We start from the raw sequence: 19134 nt of genomic DNA on the forward strand, positions 1-19134 counted from the left end.
CCATCTATGATGAGAAAAATTTCTATTCTGGCCCTTATTTTGGTTTTGATTGCCTTGTTTTGGTATCTATTCCTAAAACCACAGGATTATCAGGTAAGCTTTAAGGCAAAAGCCCTTCCGGGAACCATTTTTGAAACGGTTAAGGCTTGGAACAAGACCATGGATACCGTGGCACCAGTGCAATTTGAAAGCTTGCAGGATTTTACCCAAACTTTGGCCTTCAATGACTCCGTTCACATCTATGAATGGAACATTACCAAAATCCATGATTCCTTGAGCCAAATCGATGTGAACATTAAGGATAGGGACCACTCACTGATGAACAAAATCAAAATTCCTTTTTCCGATACGGATTTTGAGAAAGGTTCCAGAAAGACCTTATTGGATTTTAATCAGTTTTTAAATGAGCATCTTCAAAAGTTTAAAGTTTCAATTGTGGGAGAGGAAGAGCTCTTCTCCACATTTTGCGCATGCGTTTCATTGACAACAGAACCAGTGGAAAAAGCAGGTGGTATCATGGCTAATTATTCCTATCTAAACTCTACCATATTTGAAAATGGTGCAGAACCCAATGGGCCTCCTTTTTTGGAAGTAGAAAATTGGGACTTAAAGGCCAATACATTATCCTATAATTTTTGTTTCCCAATTATTCGTTCCGAAAAATTACCGATACACCCAAGCATTACCTACAAAAGAATCTTTGGCAAACCGGCATTGAAAGCGGTTTACAATGGAAATTATGTAACCTCGGACAGGGCATGGTACGCACTTTTAAACTATGCTGAAGAAAACAACATCCCTGTAGAAAAAAAACCCATTGAGGTCTTTTTCAACAATCCTAACATGGGAGGGAACGAAATAGAATGGAGAACAGAGGTTTACATGCCCATAAAGGAATCCGAATGAGCAGACTTGCTCTTGTTTTGATTTTGGTTTTTGCACAGGGATGCGCACAAAAAACCCAATACAGTCAGTTAAACCATTTGGGCAATTTCCCTTCCAAGCTCCGTGAAGTATCTGGAATCAGTATGGGACATGGAGACATTTGGGTCATTGAGGACAGTGGTAACAAGGACAAAATCTACAAGGTGGACAAGAAGGGTAATATCATCAAAGACCTTAAAATTGACCATGCCAAAAATGAGGATTGGGAAGATTTGGCCATGGACAAAGATGGCAATCTCTACATTGGCGATTTTGGAAACAATGCCAATGCCAGAAAAAACTTGACCATATATAAGGTTTCTGCTTCTGAATTAAAGAAAAAGGAACCCAACGCTGAAAAAATTGAGTTCCATTACCCTGAACAAAAGGATTTTCCGCCCAAAAAAGACAGTTTGCTCTTTGATACAGAGGGAGTTTTTCACTGGAATGGTCATTTGTACATCTTTACCAAGAACCGCACACGGCCCTATACCGGTGAAACCTTAATGTATCGGGTTCCTGATGTTGAAGGCAAGTACGATGCTGAATTCTTGGGTTCAATGGTCTTATGCAAAAGTCAAGACCACTGCTCGGTAACTGGGGCCGATATTTCACCCGACGGCAAAACCATTGCCCTATTAACTTATGGTTTTGTGTTTATGCTGACCGATTTCAGTACTCCCGATTTTACTAAATCATCCATCAAAATCATTGATCTACAAACCCGAACCCAGATCGAATCGGTTTGCTTTTATGATGATAGCACACTTTTGATTGCCGATGAAAAAAACAAGAGAACCGGGGGAGGCAGTCTTTACTCGTTTTCCATCAACTCTAACTAGAACCCGAACCCTACCCCAAAGGCAAACCGGAGACCATCGGTACTATTGAACAACCCAAAATTGGCGGTAAGCACATCAACTCCGTTCACAAAAATTCCCCCTCCGTAGGAATTGTGCCATTTGTCCGAGTCCTCTTCAGGAAACCAAACACGGCCATAATCAAATCCACCATAAATTCCCGGGGTTACGGGCAACAATCCGGTTTTACGACTCCTAAAACTGTAACGTAGGTCTGTACTTTGATAAAACGAGGTCTTTCCCGTGAAACGTTGAAATCGGAAGCCCCGCAACCCATCATTCCCCCCAATACTGGCGGCTTGATAAAATTCAAAATCGTCCCCAATATTAAGGTGCCCTTTTAACTTTGTGGCAAGGACCAATCTTCCATTGGAACACAGTTTATGGTCCACCGACAAACTGGGTATGATATATCCGAATGACCTACCGGATTCCTGCAAATTGGTTTTATACCCTCCTTCTAATGCAAAACTCATCCCCAAAGTGGGAAAAGCTTCATTATCCGTATTTGAATAGGTATATTCCGCATCCACACCCAAGAACCTTTGGTGTCGTTCCTCGCCATTTTCAACATAGAACTCATTGATGAACCTATCTCCCGTGGCTTCAACCTCAATATCTTCATAAGAAGCCCCAACACGTACTTTGGAACCTAAATGCCCACGCCACACCAATGAAGGTGCCAATTTCAATGTCCGTAGCTTAACCCGGTTATAATCCAAGCCAAGGGGTTCGTCATCATCATTATTCTCCGTCTCGTTACCAAAACCGAAGAAGTTCAAGGTAAAATTAGGGCTGGTGAACCGAGCGTGAATCTCTAGGTTCACTTTATCGATCACATTGGCAAACTCCCCTTTATATCCTAAATAAAATCCATTTGTGGCAAAGTAAAATGCCGCGTTGAAGGTATGTTGCTGTGTAAATGGGTTTTGCCGAAAGCCATTAAAGGTATAGGTATCGGTCAGTCCAATTCTAAAACCATCATCTGGATTGAACCCAAGGGTGGGCAAAAATTGGTTATTGCTTGCCTTGATTTTCAGAAATTCGTAGGTATTGGTCTCGTAATCGTTCAAACGGTGAATTTTCCCTCCAAAGGCTTCTTCATAGGTGTTCTTTTTGGCCTTAAAATCATAAACATGCACTTTTTTCGACTCCTCTCCAATCTTGTACACATCATTGTTCTGTCCACCCACAATCCTGATTTTTATCTGGGAATTTTTGGCATTGACATCGAAAACATCATCATCGTCCAAACCATACACCCAAATTTCTTTGGTGAACTCGGGCCGGTAGACTTTTTGGAAGAAAATATCAGCATTTTCCCCACCTTTAATACGGTAACCCATCACCTCAATGCTTCCATTTTCTAGGGAATTGATGCTGAAATAATCATCCTTGTCCGTTCCCGTAACCACACTGTATTGGTTGAGTATGGAAAAATATTCTTTTGCGGTTTCCACCAGATTTTCCTTTCTGGCCAATAGCGTATTCTTGATTAGGGTGACCGTTTCGTCCCTTACTTCTTCGGGAAAGGCCATGAAAGCCTCATCAATGACATTTTCATTAATATGCTGCTGAAGGAACTTGGCTTCGTCCACCCACATTTCCATGTTGGTTTCAGAAAGTAGGGCCATATCCAAGGCAAAGGTCCTTGGTGAAGAGGTAAATCCTTTTACGCTTCTGATCTCATCATGAAACCCTTCAAAAATCCGTAATGCAGGAACTGATCTTGAACCAAATTCCATAATCAATCCATCGCCCCACCGGGAAAACACCTGATCCCTATCCCTAGGAATGGGTTTATAAATTTTATTGCCGTCTTCGGTTTTAAATTCGGCCCATCGCCATTGATCTACGTGACGGTCCCAATCGCCCAGCAGCATATCAAATAAGCGGGCCTTTATATATTCCCTCTGGTCAATACTGTATTCCTCATCTTCCCGCAGTTTATTGATGAGATCGTATGTGCTTTCAATTTTTTTGGTTTTCCCGAAGCTTTCCAAATCATCGTGCCCATCTGATACATGTTCCTCAATCATATAAAGTCCATCGCCAAAATCGGAATTGAAATCGCCCAAAACGGATTGTTTGGGTACGTAGTACAACTTTGGGTTGGTATGGTAAATATCAACCGCATCGGACAATTGGGCTATGGTAAACGCTGCATACGGATGGGCCCCAGTGTAGAGGTCCAGCAACAAATCTTCTGTGTAAGTATCTTCAAACTGCCCAATAATGTATTGGTCTTGGAAAGCCATGGCCTGCAGGTATCGTTCGGCACTTTTGCGAAGATCGCGCATCACATATTCCCTACCTTCCCTATCTGCCAACCGCAACGAATTGGATTGGTTTCCTCCTCCTTTCCGCACTACCGTAAGCCCCCCAAAAAGTGTATCCAAGCGAACCGTTGGCACCTTCACCTTGGTGGCATAATATTTTCTATACCGCTCTCCCCACAACCATTTATGGAAACCGCTTTTATCAATTTCTTCCTCGGTATACACTGAAGCTTCCTTGTAGGCAGGAAAATCATCGGGCAGGGATACACTTTGGGTAGATCTATCCGGCGGCAATACCTCGGTGGTGAACATTGCCTTATTTCTGCCCTCTTCAATTCCATGGAAACCAACACTGGACGACCCATCCTTGTATACTTTGAGAATGGCGAAACCCATTTCCCCTGTGGAAAATTTACTTCCGTTCAATAGTCGCGTAGCCCCGGTTTTGGCCCCGGCCCCACTTACAATCTGTGGTTTTCCCGATTCCACAATATATTGAAGGGTATGCTCGTGCCCGGAAGCAAAAATCACCTTGTCTGAATATTGCGAAAGGGTCAGAATGCGTTTTCTGAGCTCATTGTATTTTTTATTGGACAAATCCTCCACAGAAACCCCAGCAGTCCGCCGTAACATATTGGCCACTGTTCCCAAAACAGGAAGCGGAAAACCTCCCCCACTGGGAAATATATGCTGTTTAAAGGAATATTGCCCACCATGGGTTCCGTAGGTGAACATAGGATGATGGAGGGCGATAACAATGGTCTTATCCAGATTTTTTTTGATCTCGCTTTCCAACTCCTCAAAAAAACGTTCCCGATCTTTAATCTCGCATTTATCGTTCATGGTCGGGTGCTTGTCCCAATCGGTCAGGTACCATTCTGTGTCTATGGCCAGCACCAGGATATTGTCGCTAATCTCGATTTCTTCTATGGGGCATCCATTGTCGGGAAGAAAGACATCCTTGCTGTCCAATGCTTTTTGGATATATTTTTCCTCCCGCTCCAGTCCCTCCAACCCGTTGCTGTACCAATCATGGTTGCCGGGGACAAAAACCGTCCGCCCTTTAAAGGATTCAACGCTGCTCAATTGGGCATTCAAGTAATGTTTTGATTGTTCGTGCCCTTCGGGATCATTCTCTTTATCGGGAAAACCGGCAGGGTAAATATTGTCTCCCAAAAAAAGGGCGGTACTGTTTGAATCGGCCTTGCTTAAAACCGATTTAAATTTCTTTAATGCTGGATTTAATTCCCCGGCGGGCGACAAACCCGCATCACCGATCAAATAAAAGGTATGCTCAACTTCCTTGTTTTCAAAAGTATATTCATCAGTGGAAGGAACGGCATATTTTGCCTCATAGGTGGCACAGCCAGACATCATTGCCAACAAGAGAATGAACGCGTAATGTTTCTTCATAAGCCATGAGGTTGAATCCAAAATTTTGTACTTTGGATAATTCAAACTTGCAGTTATGTCGGATATTGTTGAAAAAACTGAACGTTTTGTCACCGAACTTTTAGATAAAAAGCTTGACCCGAGGTTTTTATACCACAACTTGCGACATACCCAGCGTGTGGTTAAAAGTACTAAAGAATTGCTCAATTTCTATGACCTAAAGGAGGAGGAGAATGAAAAGTTGTTATTGACCGCTTGGCTGCATGATACGGGCTATATTGAGGACCCGCACGAGCATGAGGAGGCCAGTTGCAAAATCGCCACGGATTTTCTAATGGACAATGGTTATGAAACATCGGATATCAAGGAAGTCTGTGATCTGATCTTGGCCACCAAAAAACGATACGAGCCTAAAAATTTGTTGGAAGAAATCATCAGGGATGCGGATATGTCCCACTTTGCCAAAAAGAGTTATTGGGAAACCACGGATTTTTTAAAGAAAGAATTGAAAGAGTTGGGCATTGCCAACTATTCAGGTAAAGAATGGAGGGAAAAAAATATTAAAATGTTCCGAAATGAACACACGTTCTACACCGACTATGCCAAAGAAAATTGGCAGGAAGGAAAGGAACGCAATCTCAAACAATTGCTCAAGGAGAAAAAAACGGAAAAGAACATCGCCAAAAAAGAAGCGCTTAAGGCCAAGTACAAAGAAGAAAGCCCAGATAGAAGTGTGCAGACCCTCTATAGGGTAACCCTAAAAAACCACTTAAAGCTTAGTGATATTGCCGATACCAAGGCCAACATTTTGTTATCTGTAAATGCCATTATCATTTCCTTGGTGCTGGCCAATTTGCTCACCAAGCTGGACAACCCTTCCAACACCTACTTGATTTATCCGACCATGATCCTTATCCTTTTTAGTATAGTTTCCATGGTATTGTCTGTTTTGGCCACTAGGCCCAATGTTACCAGCGGAAAGTTCACCAAGGAAGATGTAGAGCAGAAAAGGGTCAACCTGTTGTTCTTTGGTAATTTCCACAAAATGGAGTTGGATGAGTATGAGTGGGCCTTAAAGGAGTTGGTAAAGGATAAGGATTACGTGTACTCCTCACTTACCAAAGATTTGTACTACTTGGGACTGGTATTGAACAAAAAGTACCGGATATTACGGCTTACCTATAACATTTTTATGATAGGAATGATTATCTCCGTTCTTTCTTTTGGTATAGCTTTCCGGTTTTTTGGACCCGATAGATTGATTTTTTAGACTAGGATTTTAGCTCCTCCATTAAATCATCATAGGTGTAGGTCTGCTCAGATTTTTTGTCCTTTTTGTACAAAATCTCAGCTCTAATGGCCTTAAGGCCCGTTACCCCCTGAAGACCTTCCAACTCCACAATTTCAATGTTGTCCGTAAAGTAACCTTTGTTTTTTAGGAAGCGTATATAGCGCATATATTCCCGCTCATCTTTTCGTTGGGAATAGACAATGGACAACTTGCCTTTTTGGGTCAACCGTTCATTGGTTCCTTTGATGTAGGATTTGTCGATACGTTTTTTGATCACCTCATACCGTGCATTGTAGGTACCATCCACATCAAACCGCTTTTCATCCATCCGAAAACGAATGGACAACGAGGTGCTATAGACCAAAATAAGCGAAGCCACATCCAGATGTACGGGCAAATGGGGCTTAAGTGCGTAATACTTGTTTTCCATGTCGCACATCACCTGAAGCTGCCATAGCCTGAGATTGCTCAGGTAAAGTTCATTGAACTTTCTGTCCCTGGCAATGGAACTGCCAATGTACATGTTGTGCTCAACGCCATCGGTTTTGTAACGTTCAAAATAATGCGGGAACATTTCTTGGGCGGCCAATTGTTTCTTGTCCAAAAGGGCGGCCAATTGCATGTTGGATTCCATCACACTATCATCATAATTTCTACGGTGATCGTAATAGGATTCCGTGGTCTCATCTATTTTGGACTCATAGACCTTGATAAGGGCCTTAAGTTCACTATCCTCTTTTTTCAAATGCTTGAAAACAGGGTTGATCTCTTCCTTCACAAAATCGAATACGGCCTGTTCGGTATGGGTATAAAGTGCTTCTTTCACCTCATCGAGATAGGTGTTCACCCTGAACATCAACTCCTCATAAATGGGCAATCTGTATTTCTCAATGGCCCTTTCCAAGACATCATTGATTTCAGAAAGCTGAATCATTAGATCCCGTTGAATGGAAAGGTTTCGTTCCTTGGAAGAATCCTTAATATCTATTTGCCCATAGAGCGGATATACGTCCTTGAACACAATTTCCCTGAACACAGGTTGGTTTCCGGATAATTCATCGGCCATAAAACGTTTGGCCTCTTCCTGAAATTTCCAATACACCGAAGGATGCACAGTGGTACACTCGTGTTGGATAATGGCGTCCACCAAATTTTCTTCTTCCTCAATGGACCGAAGTACGGATGATATAATGTACGGCATAACATCATCCAACTTATTGGCATTTACGCTGTTCAACTCGTTAACGGTGTCCGAAACCAGTTCCAAAACCCCCAAAAGCTCCCCATTGCTGGAAATAGGGGCCAATATGGCACTCCGTATTCCCTGGTCATAAAGGTTCTTATAGGGTTGGGCCTTTTCCTTCTTATAGTATTTTTCCACATTGGAGATGGCAAAATACTTGCTCTCCCTGAAAAGTTTTCCATGGGAATAATCACAGAGCATCACATCACAGGATTCTGTTTCCTTTCCATTGAGGATATAACTTTCCATGCCTCTTCCATAAATTTTGAAAAAGCTGTTGGCATTGGAATCGTAACCTGCAAAACCCACGTTGATTTTCTTAAGCTTAAAAAGCGACCTGAACGTATCCTGAAAACTGTCCATATAGTTTTCGCTTTCGCTCTTCTTTTTTCCAATAAGGGTGGACTTTATCTCAGAAATGGAATGCTCGGTAGTAACATCGAACATATTGGAAATGACAAAGCCTTTGGCGATAAAACTATTGGGCGGTATTTTTTCCTTCCAAAGTGCCAAATTTTCAAAATTATCCAAGAGCTCGTCCACATCTTCCTGGGTCAACTCCTTGGATTTTTCCGTTGGAAGAATTTCCATAAAATCCGCATTGTACAATATGCGATAATGGTGCATTACCCCATTGGCATCAGGAATATCGTAGAAAATGGGTCTTTTAAAATCCAAATTAAACCCATAATAAAAGTTCAGGATCACCGTACATTTCATGATGTAGCTGAGATCTTCGGGTATATTCTGGATTTGCAGCTCAAAGCCTTCACCAGCATCTTTCAATATTTTTTGAAAGCGTTCAGAGGAATTGAACACCATGCTTTCAAACGCTGTTGAGGCTGTTTTTATCTCGTTCTTGGTTAAGGCCGGGGCAAAGGTCTCCTTCAGGATGATACTGATGACATCCTTGTGCTTCTCCAACAAACCAAGGTCACTGAAACCATCTCGTAGCTCAGGATAGGGTGCTTGGGAATCCAAGACATACCTTGCCCAGTCGGCATAGTGCTTGTCCTTGCTCCCCAGTTGCTGTTCATAATGTTCCAATAGCTTGTTGAAACTTACCAACTGAACCATTGGGCTTACCGCATCACAGTTCTGTTCCATACCAATATTGGTCGTAGATTAGCATGTAAAGTTACAAAAAGAAAGGATGTCCGTCTTATAATGGTAATCTTTATAGATTAATCGCCATTTTTAAGGATATTTAGTGAAATTTATGCCATGTCCTCCAATTTTAGGTTAGATCGGGCCTACAAGAATGCCAAGACCATTCCTTTTGACGATGATTCCAAATTCATCTTTTTTAGTGATTGTCATCGGGGGGACAACAGCTTTGCCGATGACTTTGCCAACAACCGAAATATTTATTTTCATGCCCTGAATTATTACTACCGCCAGGGTTTCCAGTATTGCGAACTTGGTGATGGGGATGAGCTATGGGAAAACATCAGTTTTGATGAAATTTTTGAAGCCCATAAAAATGTATACCAATTGCTGCGCCAATTTCATTTGGAAAGGCGATTGCATATGCTCTGGGGCAATCATGATATGGTGTACAAGGACAAAACTTATGTGGACAAGCACCTCTCCAGCTATTTTGAGCCCATTGATGGTTCCGACAAGGAACTTTTTGAGGACATCACCTATCATGAAGCCATCGTTTTAAAGCATACGGAAACTGGGCAAGAACTTTTTTGCACCCACGGGCACCAAGCGGATTGGTGGAACTATGTGTGCTGGCGCATTGGTCGATTTCTGGTTCGGGTTTTATGGAAACCCCTGCAAGTAGTGGGTATAGCCGACCCCACCAGTCCCGCCAAAAATTACAAGGAACTTATCCGAATAGAAAAACGGATAAAGCGATGGATCTTAAAGAACAAGCTTCTCATCACCATTGCCGGGCATACCCACAGACCCCGATTTCCCGAACCGGGACAAATTCCCTTTTTTAATGATGGAAGCTGTGTACACCCCAGAAGCATTACCGGTATTGAAATTGAAGATGGAAAAATCGCATTGATCAAATGGCATATCGCCACAAAGGCAGATGGCACATTGCAAATTGTACGAGTGTTGCTGGAGGGTCCTGAAAAATTGGTGGATTATAGGGAACCATAAATCACCTTCCTTTGTTTGGATTGAAAACAAAAAGGAATGGTTGCAGCTTAACGATTTAACGCCGTTTTATCACATTCATGGCAAGGTATTTGCTAACTTTATAGTTACGAATCGACCAAGTTGCTATGAAAAAGCTTGTTTTCCTTCTTATGGGTTTTGGGTTGGGAATCGTTTCCCTACAAGCACAATCCTCCGACCTGCCCACCACCCGTCCCCTACAGATTGGCGACAACAACAATTTGGATGTCAAGGCCAGCAACCAAGGCACATCGCTCCGTATGCCTTCCGTACTCGATGAGAATTTAACCTCCGAAAATGAAAAGCCAGGCGTTCAAATGCTTCCCGATAGGGAACTGCTTCAGGCGGGATACGATTTGGTAATAGACCCCAAGGTGGGCGAAAAAGAGAAAAAGGGTTCCAACGAGCATTTTGGCGACCAATATTTGGGCGATTTAAAGACCACAGCAAAATTTGTCGGGATTGTGTGCCGTGATCATGAGTACGTTGATGGCGACAGAATAAAAATATACCTCAACGGTGAAGTAGTTGAGTACAATTTACTACTCTCAGGTTCCTTTAGAGGGGTTAATCTGGATTTGGCACAAGGATTCAACCGGATTGAATTTGAGGCTCTCAACCAAGGGTCATCCGGTCCCAATACTGCCCAAGTTGTGGTAGCAGATGAAAAAGGGCAAGTAATCCATAACAATCGCTGGAATCTTTCCACAGGCTCAAAAGCAAGCCTGATCATTATTAAGGAAGAGGAATAATCAATCGCCTGGTTTGTAGGTCCACGCTGCTCTTTTCAAAACATCTTCCCTGTAATACGCTGCATCCTTAAATTGCTTATCGGCATAACGTTGTGCCTGATCATTAAAATGGGGCGAATCTGGGTCACCACTCTGCCCCCCGGCCAATATGGTCTTCGCTTTTACTTTGTCCCCAAATTCCACCGCCGCTACAAAACTGTTGCCCCGGGTTCCATAGATTTTCTTGGTGCCATTATCGTAACGGGCACCGTATGCGGCCAAAGCGCCCCATCGCCCACTGGCAAAACCAATGGGGATACTCGGCTTGGCATCATCAAAAGCCTGACGAATATCGCTGTTTAATCGCTGGTAGCGATTGACCTCTCCCCATGGCATTTGCCAAGTGCCAAAATCACTTTCCAATTGGGCGATGGTTTCTTGGAACACTTGCAGTTTTCTGGAATTGGGCCAATCACTCCCCCAATAATTTACCCATTGCATGGGATACATTCCTTCCGGTCTTTCCGCATTTGCATAGCAATGGGTCCCGTAATAATGCGCCAAGGTCATGGCAATTGATTCTTTGGATGTGGTAAAATCCCATTCCCGGAGCACTTCTATTGGTTCTTTCAATTCTGGAATGGGCTGGTCATCATACGCCTGAACCAAACCGGGAATCAAAGCTTTAAACGCTGGCAAATAGGGATCATGGGCCATCTCAATAAGACTGTCCAAGGTGTAACCGCTTCGCCCTGTCAACAAATCAATGACATGGATGCCCCTAAAATTTTCTTGGTCGCGTGACATGTAGTTTGGATAGTCTTCACGCTTTGGACTGAATCCCAAGGCTGATGTATACGGGGTTGAATTGCAATTCTGAATCCATCCATTTTCTGGGTTCAGTACCAAAATATTCTCATCAACGGTGTGCAAGCCTTGCCAATCGGTTTTGGGATTGCTGCCATCAACAGGTTCGGTGTAATCAAAAATGGTATCACGCTTCGGAACAAAATTGCCGTGGAAATAGGCAATATTGCCCTCAGCATCAGCATAAACCGTGTTATTGGAAGAATTGGTTCGGATGTCCATCATCTCCCTAAAACCGTCATAACCGTCCTGCTTGGTACGGATGTAGGACTGCTCCAATGCCTTCACGGGCTCCCACATCATGGCAGAAGCCGTCCACTGACCGTCCGCCAAATGGGTGATGGGGCCATGGTGGGTACGGTACATCGGGAACGTTTTCTCTTTCAGGCTTTCGCCATCTTTATATTTTATGGTTACGGAGCTGGAATCCACAGCTCGCAATTCTTCCCCATAGTGATAAAACAACTTCCCATCATTCTTAACGATGGTTTCCTTGAATTCATCCATCACATCGGTATAGGTCGATGTATGCATCCAACCCGTTTTCTCATTGAAGCCCTGATATACAAAAAACTGGCCCCAGGTCACCGCGCCGTAGGCGTTCAACCCTTCTTCACTGACCACATGCACCTCACCCCGAAAGTAAAACGACGTATGCGGGTTGATCAATAGCATGGCATTTCCCGATTGGGTCAAGTTTCCTGAAATGGCAATGCCGTTGGAACCTTGGGGTTCTGCCATCTCCGTTTCTTTTTCGAGTTGAAGTTCCTTCATATCTGGAAGTTCCATGCCGCTCTCATAAAATGCCTTGATTTTTTCTGTGGAGATACGCTCAATATCGCCCCCAATGGATCCCTCGCTGAAATACATCGGCATCCAAGGCTCAAAATGGGTCAGTAGTTTGGGTTTTACCTCTGGATGGGTGTGGAGATAATAATTGATGCCATCGGCAAAGGCATTGCAAAGCTCCTTTAACCACTCCGGACTTTTCTCGTAATTGGCCTTGGCCTCTTCTTCCGTCATGAACAGTTTGGCACGGAGGTCACTGTACAATGCTTCCTCTCCTTCAACTTCGGCCAAACGGCCTGTGGCCCAAATGTAATTTTGCTCCACGCGGTTAAAATCATCCTCACATTGGGCATACAACAATCCAAACACGGCATCGGCATCAGTCTTTCCGTAGATGTGCGGCACCCCAAAATCATCTCGAATAATAGTGATGTTTTCAGCTTGTGCCTTCCATTTTTCAACTTCGGTCTGAGGTTTTTCCGCACAAGAAAGGAACAGTAAAAGTGCAGCTAGGATTGGAATTCTCATCTGGGGATTTGTTTTAGTTAGCTTTTGTGAAAATACGGGAAATCCAAAACAATTACCAACTTCCGCTGGCACCCCCGCCGCCAGAACTTCCGCCCCCACCGGAAAAACTACTGGAACTGCCCCCGGAAGATGAGCCAGAGCCAAACGAATGGCTTCCCGATGAAGAAAAGGTCTTGCTCATATACGTGCTGTCCGATTTGACCCATGAGATTTTGAAGTCGTCCTTGCCTTTGATCAAAATTTTTAAGATGGCCAATACAATGGTAAACACAAAGAAGCCTATCAACACAAAATATAGCCATGTAATGTTAGCTTTCTCCAACAAGCTGTCTGGATCAACATTGAACCCATAGACCAAAGCAAGAAAAAACAGGGGCATTAGGAGGAAAACCAAACCAAAAGCAACCATCATCAGAGTAGGGATAAACATAAATATCCCTGGAACAAGTCCAAGTTTACCAATAAATATACCCCTGAACATCTCTACGAGATTGGAATACCCTTTGTAAAAAACAAATCCGCCCGCAGCTATAAAAATGGAAAGAAAAAGGGTCAACAACAACATGGCCCACCAAGGCATTTCTCCTTCTGCCTCTATTTCTTGTTTGAACTCTTCCAATGCCTCAGGATTTTTTAAAAACTCAATGATTTGATCCGTGGCCACATCCAGTCCACCAAAATAATCTTCCTCCTTAAATCTCGGGATCATGGTGTTTCTAATGATTCGCGAAGCCACTGCATCCGTGATGTAGGGTTCCAGTCCGTAGCCCACTTCAATACGCACTTCCCTGTCCATTTTTGAGAAAAGAATCAAAACCCCATTATCCTTTTCGTCTTGACCCAATTTATTCTGATTGAAAGCCCCATTGGCATACTGCTCAATGGTTTCGTTGCCCAATTCATTTATGGTAAGAATCACCACTTGATTGGTGGTCTCCGATTCAAACTGATACAATTTGTTGCGGAGCCCTTCAAGTTGTGGTTGCGCAAAAATATGGGCATTGTCGGTAACAATCTCGGTCAATTTTGGGTATTCTTCCTGGGCAGCACACCATGAGAAAACCAAAAACAAAAAACCGAACCATCGTGCTTTTAGCATAATCTTTTTGTCTTTCAAGCATTTAAATATAGCATTTGTAATCTTTCCAAACTCAAAAACCAATCCATCCAGCTTCTTTTTAATTAACCGTAACTTGCAGCTTCTCACTAAGAATTGTTATGCCCGATAAAAAAGTAAGCATCCTCACTGCTTTTAAGACCATAATTTGGCCCAAACGAAAACTCGTTTTTATTGGCCTATTCTTGATTGCCATTAGCAAAGCGGCCAGTTTTGTTGCTCCAATTGCCTCAAAACACCTTATTGATGATGTCATCGTAAATAAAGATGTGAACATGCTCAAATATTTGGTTGCAGGCGTTATGCTGGCCATTCTTGTACAGGCTGTCACTTCCTTTTTATTGACCAAGATTTTAAGCGTACAGGCCCAATATTTAATTTCTGAGCTCAGGGCCCAGGTACAGAAAAAAGTACTCGCTTTGCCCGTTCGGTTTTTTGACAATGCCAAATCGGGAGCTTTGGTATCCCGTATTATGTCCGATGTTGAGGGAGTCCGGAATTTAATCGGCACAGGTTTGGTGCAGTTGGTAGGCGGCATCATCACAGCCGTGGTTTCACTCACCCTGCTTATGGACATCAGCGTTTTTATGACGCTTTTCACCTTTATTCCCCTCACCATATTTGCCATCATTGCGCTAAAAGCCTTTAAAATAATTCGCCCCATTTTCAGGAATCGAGGTAAAATAAATGCCGAGGTGAAAGGTAGATTGACAGAAACTTTGGGAGGCATACGCGTTATAAAAGGGTTTAATGCCGAAAAGCAGGAAGAAGAAGTTTTTGAGGTTGGTGTGGAGCGTTTATATGAAAATGTGAAAAAAAGCCTGACCACCACCGCATTTATGACGAGTTCGTCCACTTTTCTTTTGGGTGTGGCAACCACAAGCGTCATGGGTTTTGGCGGTTATAAAATAATTCAAGGTACCCTTACCATAGGTGAATTTGTGGAATTTACGGTATTGTTGGGCCTTATGATAGCCCCAATTGTTCAAATGAGCAGTGTGGGAAGTCAATTGACCGAAGCCTTGGCCGGTCTGGACCGTACCGAGGAATTGATGAATTTGGAGGAAGAATCCGATGAGGAAAACCGTTCCATTGTATTGGACAACGTGGTTGGGCGAATGTCCTTTTCCAATGTGTCATTTTCATACGAAAAAGATAAAGAAGTGCTGCACAACATCAGTTTTGATGTGGAGCCTGGACAGGTAATCGCCTTGGTAGGGAGCTCTGGGTCGGGAAAATCGACCATTGCAGGCTTGGCCGCCAGTTTTTTAAATCCCGATTCAGGAACCATCACCATTGATGGACACGATTTGTCCAAAGTAAACCTAAACAGTTTTAGACAACATTTGGGCGTGGTGCTGCAAGACGATTTCTTGTTTGAGGGCACTATCCGGGAAAATATCCTTTTCCCCAGACCTGATGCCACCGAGGAAAAACTGCTTGAAGCTGTAAAAGCGGCCTACGTGGATGAATTCACAGACCGATTTGACAAAGGTTTGGACACCTTGATTGGGGAGCGGGGAGTAAAACTTTCGGGTGGTCAACGCCAGCGAATTGCCATTGCGAGAGCTATTTTAGCCGACCCAAAAATTTTGGTTTTGGACGAAGCTACCTCCAGTCTGGATACCGAATCTGAAGCACTTATTCAAAAAAGTTTGGGAGAGCTCACCAAGGGCAGGACCACCTTTGTGATTGCACACCGATTGAGCACCATCCGCAAAGCGGACCAAATTTTAGTGATTGAAAACGGGCATATCCTGGAACAGGGAACACATGAAAAATTAATAGCTTCCGAAGGAAGGTATTTCAACCTGTTTACCTACCAAGCACGGATTTAAGCTTCCTCCGGGGCCAGTTCCACTTCCAAACCATCCAAATCCTCGGTAATACGGATTTGGCAACCTAACCGACTATTGTCCTTTACAAAAAAAGCTTCGGCCAACATGGCCTCTTCATCATCCGATTTTTCCGGAAGCTGATGTTCGGATTGTATGTAACACTGACATGAGGCACACATGGCCATTCCTCCACAAATCCCAATGGTTCCCTCAGGGGCCAGTTCGTAGGAACGCACCACCTCCATCAGGTTCATGTTCATATCGGTTGGGGCATCCACTTCGTGTGAAACGCCTTCTCGGTCGGTTATCTTTATTTTAATATCGCTCATTCTTTGAGGAAATAGGAATTAGGGGTTGTTTTTAATTGATCTGATTAGTCAATTGCCTTTACTACAGCTTTTGGTGCTTCTTTTTTGCTGCCATCAAATCCGGTGACGCCGCCTACGGTGGTATATTTCATCACATATTTCTTATCGGGATGGATGCGTTGGTAGGCACTTTGGCACATCAAAGTGGCCTCATGGAAGCCGCAGAGTATCAATTTTAATTTTCCCGGATAGGTGTTGACGTCGCCAATGGCATAGATGCCGGGAATATTGGTTTGATAGTCCAACGAATTGTCCACTTTTATGGCATTTTTTTCGATTTCCAAACCCCAATCGGCAATCGGCCCCAATTTTGGGGAAAGTCCAAAAAGTGGAATAAAATTATCCACCGCCACATCTGTTTCTTTTGAAGTATCTGTGTTTTTGACCGTGACTCTTTCCAATTTGTCTTCACCATGAAGCGCAACCACCTCGGCAGGGGTAATCAAATTGATTTTCCCCTCATTTTTGAGCTGCTGTACCTTTTCAACGGAGTCCAGAGCACCCCGAAACTCATTTCTTCGGTGCACCAAAGTCACCTCATCGGCCACATCGGCCAAGAAAATGGACCAGTCCAGTGCGGAATCCCCTCCACCGGCAATCAATACTTTTTTATCCCGATAGATTTCAGGCTCTTTGATCATATAGGCCACCCCATTATCCTCATATTGAGCAAGGTTGTCCAACAAGGGTTTTCTGGGCTCAAAACTTCCCAATCCCCCCGCAATGGCAATCACAGGTGCTTGATGCTGGGTGCCTTTATTGGTGGTGACCACAAAAGAGCCGTCTTCCATTTTTTCTATGGTCTCGGCACGTTCGCCCAAGGTAAATCCGGGCTGGAACGGCTTAATCTGCTCCATAAGGTTATCCACCAATTCACCGGCCAAAATTTCTGGGAACCCTGGAATATCGTAAATGGGTTTTTTGGGATAAATTTCTGAACATTGGCCACCAGGTTGGGGCAATGCGTCTATTAGGTGACATTTGAGTTGTAACAAGCCTGCTTCAAAAACAGCAAAAAGACCCGTAGGTCCCGCTCCAATAATAAGTATGTCGGTCTTGATCATGTAACAATGGTTTTGGTGCGCAACTTACCGCTTACCCATGGAAAGATTCATGATTTTCATCAATTAGCTCACATTAATGACTTCCTCGATTTGGGGTGCATATTTTTTAATGGTCATTTCCACACCGCTCTTCAAGGTCATTTGATTGACACTGCACCCAATACAGTTGCCTTCCAACTTCACTTTTACCGAATTGTCGTTGTCTATTGAAATCAATGTGATGTCTCCTCCATCACTTTGAAGAAAGGGTCGAATTTCCTCCAAAGCCTTCTCAACATTTGTTTTAATCTCTTCTGATGTCATGCTCATTTCTTTTTAACGGCGGCACAACCAGCCATAGTTGTAATCTTTATTGCTTCAGTGGGGGGCAAATCCGTATTCCGCCTTACCAACTCACTGACCACATTCTTGGTCAATTCCTCAAACGCATCCTCTGTTGGCGTGGCCGTTTGCAATGCTGCTGGCCTGCCCACATCACCTGCTTCCCGAATACTTTGTACCAAAGGAATCTCGCCTAAAAAGGGTACGTCCAAATCTTCCGCCAAGTTTTTGGCCCCATTTTGTCCAAAGATATGGTATTTGTTGTTAGGCAGCTCTTCTGGCGTAAAATAGGCCATGTTTTCCACAATGCCCAGCACTGGTACGCTTATGGCCTCCTGCTGGAACATGGCAACCCCTTTTCGGGCATCGGCCAATGCTATTTCCTGGGGAGTGCTCACCACAACGGCCCCGGTAACGGGCAAGGACTGCATAATGCTCAAGTGGATATCGCCGGTTCCCGGAGGCAAATCCAACAACAAAAAGTCCAATTCGCCCCAATGGGCATCAAAGATCATTTGGTTGAGTGCCTTTGCCGCCATGGGACCTCTCCAAATCACCGCTTGGTTGGGTTGGGTGAAAAATCCGATGGACAACAATTTGACGCCATAATTCTCGATGGGTTTCATTTTGGCCTTGCCATCCACATTGATGGACAATGGTTTTTCATTGGCCACATCTAACATGATGGGCATGGACGGGCCGTAGATGTCGGTATCCAACAAACCTACCTTAAAGCCCATTTTAGCCAAGGTGACCGCCAAATTTGCGGTAATGGTAGATTTTCCCACACCTCCTTTGCCCGAAGCAACGGCAATGATATTTTGAATGCCTGGAATTGGGTTACCCTTAATCTGATTGACCTTGGGTTTTTCAGGAGCATCAACCTTTAGGTTGACCTTGATCTTTGCCTTTTCATATACCTCTCGGTGAATACACTTTAAAATTTCCACCTCGGTCTTCTTTTTGGCCTGAAGACTTGGATTTTTTATGGTAACATCCACTTCCACTTCATCGCCAAAAACTTGGATGTTGGTAATCGCTCCACTCTCCACAATATTCTGTCCTTCCCCTGGCGCGGATATTTTTTCCAATGCCTTAAGAATGTCTGCCTTTTTCAGCTTCATGTAATCCTAGTTTTATATGCAGTCGTTTGTATTGATTCTAAATTACAAAGATACGGTGTTGCGCTTAGATTAAGAAGTTGGGTCATTGAAATTCAATATAGTAGCACAACTTGCATTTATAGTGTACCATTTAGTCCCATTTTATCAATGGTTAAGCCATTTTATCCTTTGGCTTTTCAGAAAGTCAGGCTATAAAATCGACACAAATACGGATTGGCACCTTACTTTTTTTTGAAAAAAATGTAGCTTAGGTGTTTCA

General features: G+C 43.4%; 14 protein-coding genes. 6 read left to right on the forward strand and 8 right to left on the reverse strand.

Annotated elements, in window-relative coordinates; genetic code table 11:
- The first annotated feature begins 6 nt into the window (after positions 1-6).
- Both A7D14_RS15080 and A7D14_RS15085 read left to right on the forward strand, forming a co-directional pair.
- Entirely contained in the window at positions 7-906 is a 900-nt protein-coding gene (locus tag A7D14_RS15080; protein ID WP_255307472.1) for a GyrI-like domain-containing protein, read from the forward strand.
- Positions 903-1766 (forward strand): hypothetical protein, encoded by an 864-nt coding sequence (locus A7D14_RS15085; protein ID WP_067036753.1) that lies wholly within the window; start codon positions 903-905, stop codon positions 1764-1766. The genes A7D14_RS15080 and A7D14_RS15085 overlap by 4 nt, the downstream gene beginning before the upstream one ends.
- Here A7D14_RS15085 and A7D14_RS15090 read toward each other — a convergent pair.
- Entirely contained in the window at positions 1763-5476 is a 3714-nt protein-coding gene (locus A7D14_RS15090) for a metallophosphoesterase (RefSeq protein WP_067036424.1), read from the reverse strand. The genes A7D14_RS15085 and A7D14_RS15090 overlap by 4 nt on opposite strands.
- Before the next feature lie 55 nt (positions 5477-5531).
- On the opposite strand from A7D14_RS15090, the gene A7D14_RS15095 reads away from it, so the two are divergent.
- Positions 5532-6725, forward strand: a complete 1194-nt coding sequence (locus A7D14_RS15095; protein ID WP_067036427.1) for a Pycsar system effector family protein — start codon at positions 5532-5534, stop codon at positions 6723-6725.
- A gap of 1 nt (position 6726) precedes the next feature.
- On the opposite strand, the gene A7D14_RS15100 is transcribed toward A7D14_RS15095, so the two are convergent.
- Positions 6727-9096, reverse strand: coding sequence for a cell surface protein (locus tag A7D14_RS15100; RefSeq protein WP_067036429.1), 2370 nt, complete (start codon positions 9094-9096; stop codon positions 6727-6729).
- A 117-nt stretch (positions 9097-9213) separates the two neighbouring features.
- Here A7D14_RS15100 and A7D14_RS15105 point away from each other — a divergent pair, with 117 nt between their 5' ends.
- Positions 9214-10110 (forward strand): metallophosphoesterase, encoded by an 897-nt coding sequence (locus tag A7D14_RS15105; protein ID WP_067036432.1) that lies wholly within the window; start codon positions 9214-9216, stop codon positions 10108-10110.
- A 125-nt stretch (positions 10111-10235) separates the two neighbouring features.
- Positions 10236-10880: a hypothetical protein gene (locus A7D14_RS15110; protein WP_067036434.1), complete on the forward strand. Its 645-nt coding sequence runs from the start codon at positions 10236-10238 to the stop codon at positions 10878-10880.
- On the opposite strand, the gene A7D14_RS15115 is transcribed toward A7D14_RS15110, so the two are convergent.
- Together A7D14_RS15115 and A7D14_RS15120 are read right to left on the reverse strand one after the other, a co-directional pair.
- Positions 10881-13043: an acylase gene (locus tag A7D14_RS15115; RefSeq protein WP_067036437.1), complete on the reverse strand. Its 2163-nt coding sequence runs from the start codon at positions 13041-13043 to the stop codon at positions 10881-10883.
- A gap of 52 nt (positions 13044-13095) precedes the next feature.
- Positions 13096-14142 (reverse strand): TPM domain-containing protein, encoded by a 1047-nt coding sequence (locus tag A7D14_RS15120; protein ID WP_067036758.1) that lies wholly within the window; start codon positions 14140-14142, stop codon positions 13096-13098.
- A gap of 119 nt (positions 14143-14261) precedes the next feature.
- Here A7D14_RS15120 and A7D14_RS15125 point away from each other — a divergent pair, with 119 nt between their 5' ends.
- Positions 14262-15998, forward strand: a complete 1737-nt coding sequence (locus A7D14_RS15125) for an ABC transporter ATP-binding protein (protein ID WP_067036440.1) — start codon at positions 14262-14264, stop codon at positions 15996-15998.
- On the opposite strand, the gene A7D14_RS15130 is transcribed toward A7D14_RS15125, so the two are convergent.
- From A7D14_RS15130 to A7D14_RS15145, 4 genes are all read right to left on the reverse strand, one after another.
- Entirely contained in the window at positions 15995-16327 is a 333-nt protein-coding gene (locus A7D14_RS15130) for a 2Fe-2S iron-sulfur cluster-binding protein (protein WP_067036443.1), read from the reverse strand. The genes A7D14_RS15125 and A7D14_RS15130 overlap by 4 nt on opposite strands.
- A 44-nt stretch (positions 16328-16371) precedes the next feature.
- Positions 16372-17430 carry an NAD(P)/FAD-dependent oxidoreductase gene (locus tag A7D14_RS15135; RefSeq protein ID WP_067036446.1) on the reverse strand — a complete coding sequence of 353 codons (1059 nt, stop codon included), beginning with the start codon at positions 17428-17430 and terminating at the stop codon, positions 16372-16374.
- A gap of 63 nt (positions 17431-17493) precedes the next feature.
- Positions 17494-17733 carry a NifU family protein gene (locus A7D14_RS15140; RefSeq protein WP_036380319.1) on the reverse strand — a complete coding sequence of 80 codons (240 nt, stop codon included), beginning with the start codon at positions 17731-17733 and terminating at the stop codon, positions 17494-17496.
- Positions 17734-17735: 2 nt separating this feature from the next.
- A complete protein-coding gene (locus A7D14_RS15145) occupies positions 17736-18875 on the reverse strand; it encodes an Mrp/NBP35 family ATP-binding protein (RefSeq protein WP_067036450.1) in 1140 nt (379 codons plus the stop codon).
- Positions 18876-19134 lie beyond the last annotated feature (259 nt).

Origin of the sequence: Allomuricauda sp. CP2A (assembly GCF_001683915.1) — a bacterium.
Taxonomy (GTDB): domain Bacteria; phylum Bacteroidota; class Bacteroidia; order Flavobacteriales; family Flavobacteriaceae; genus Flagellimonas.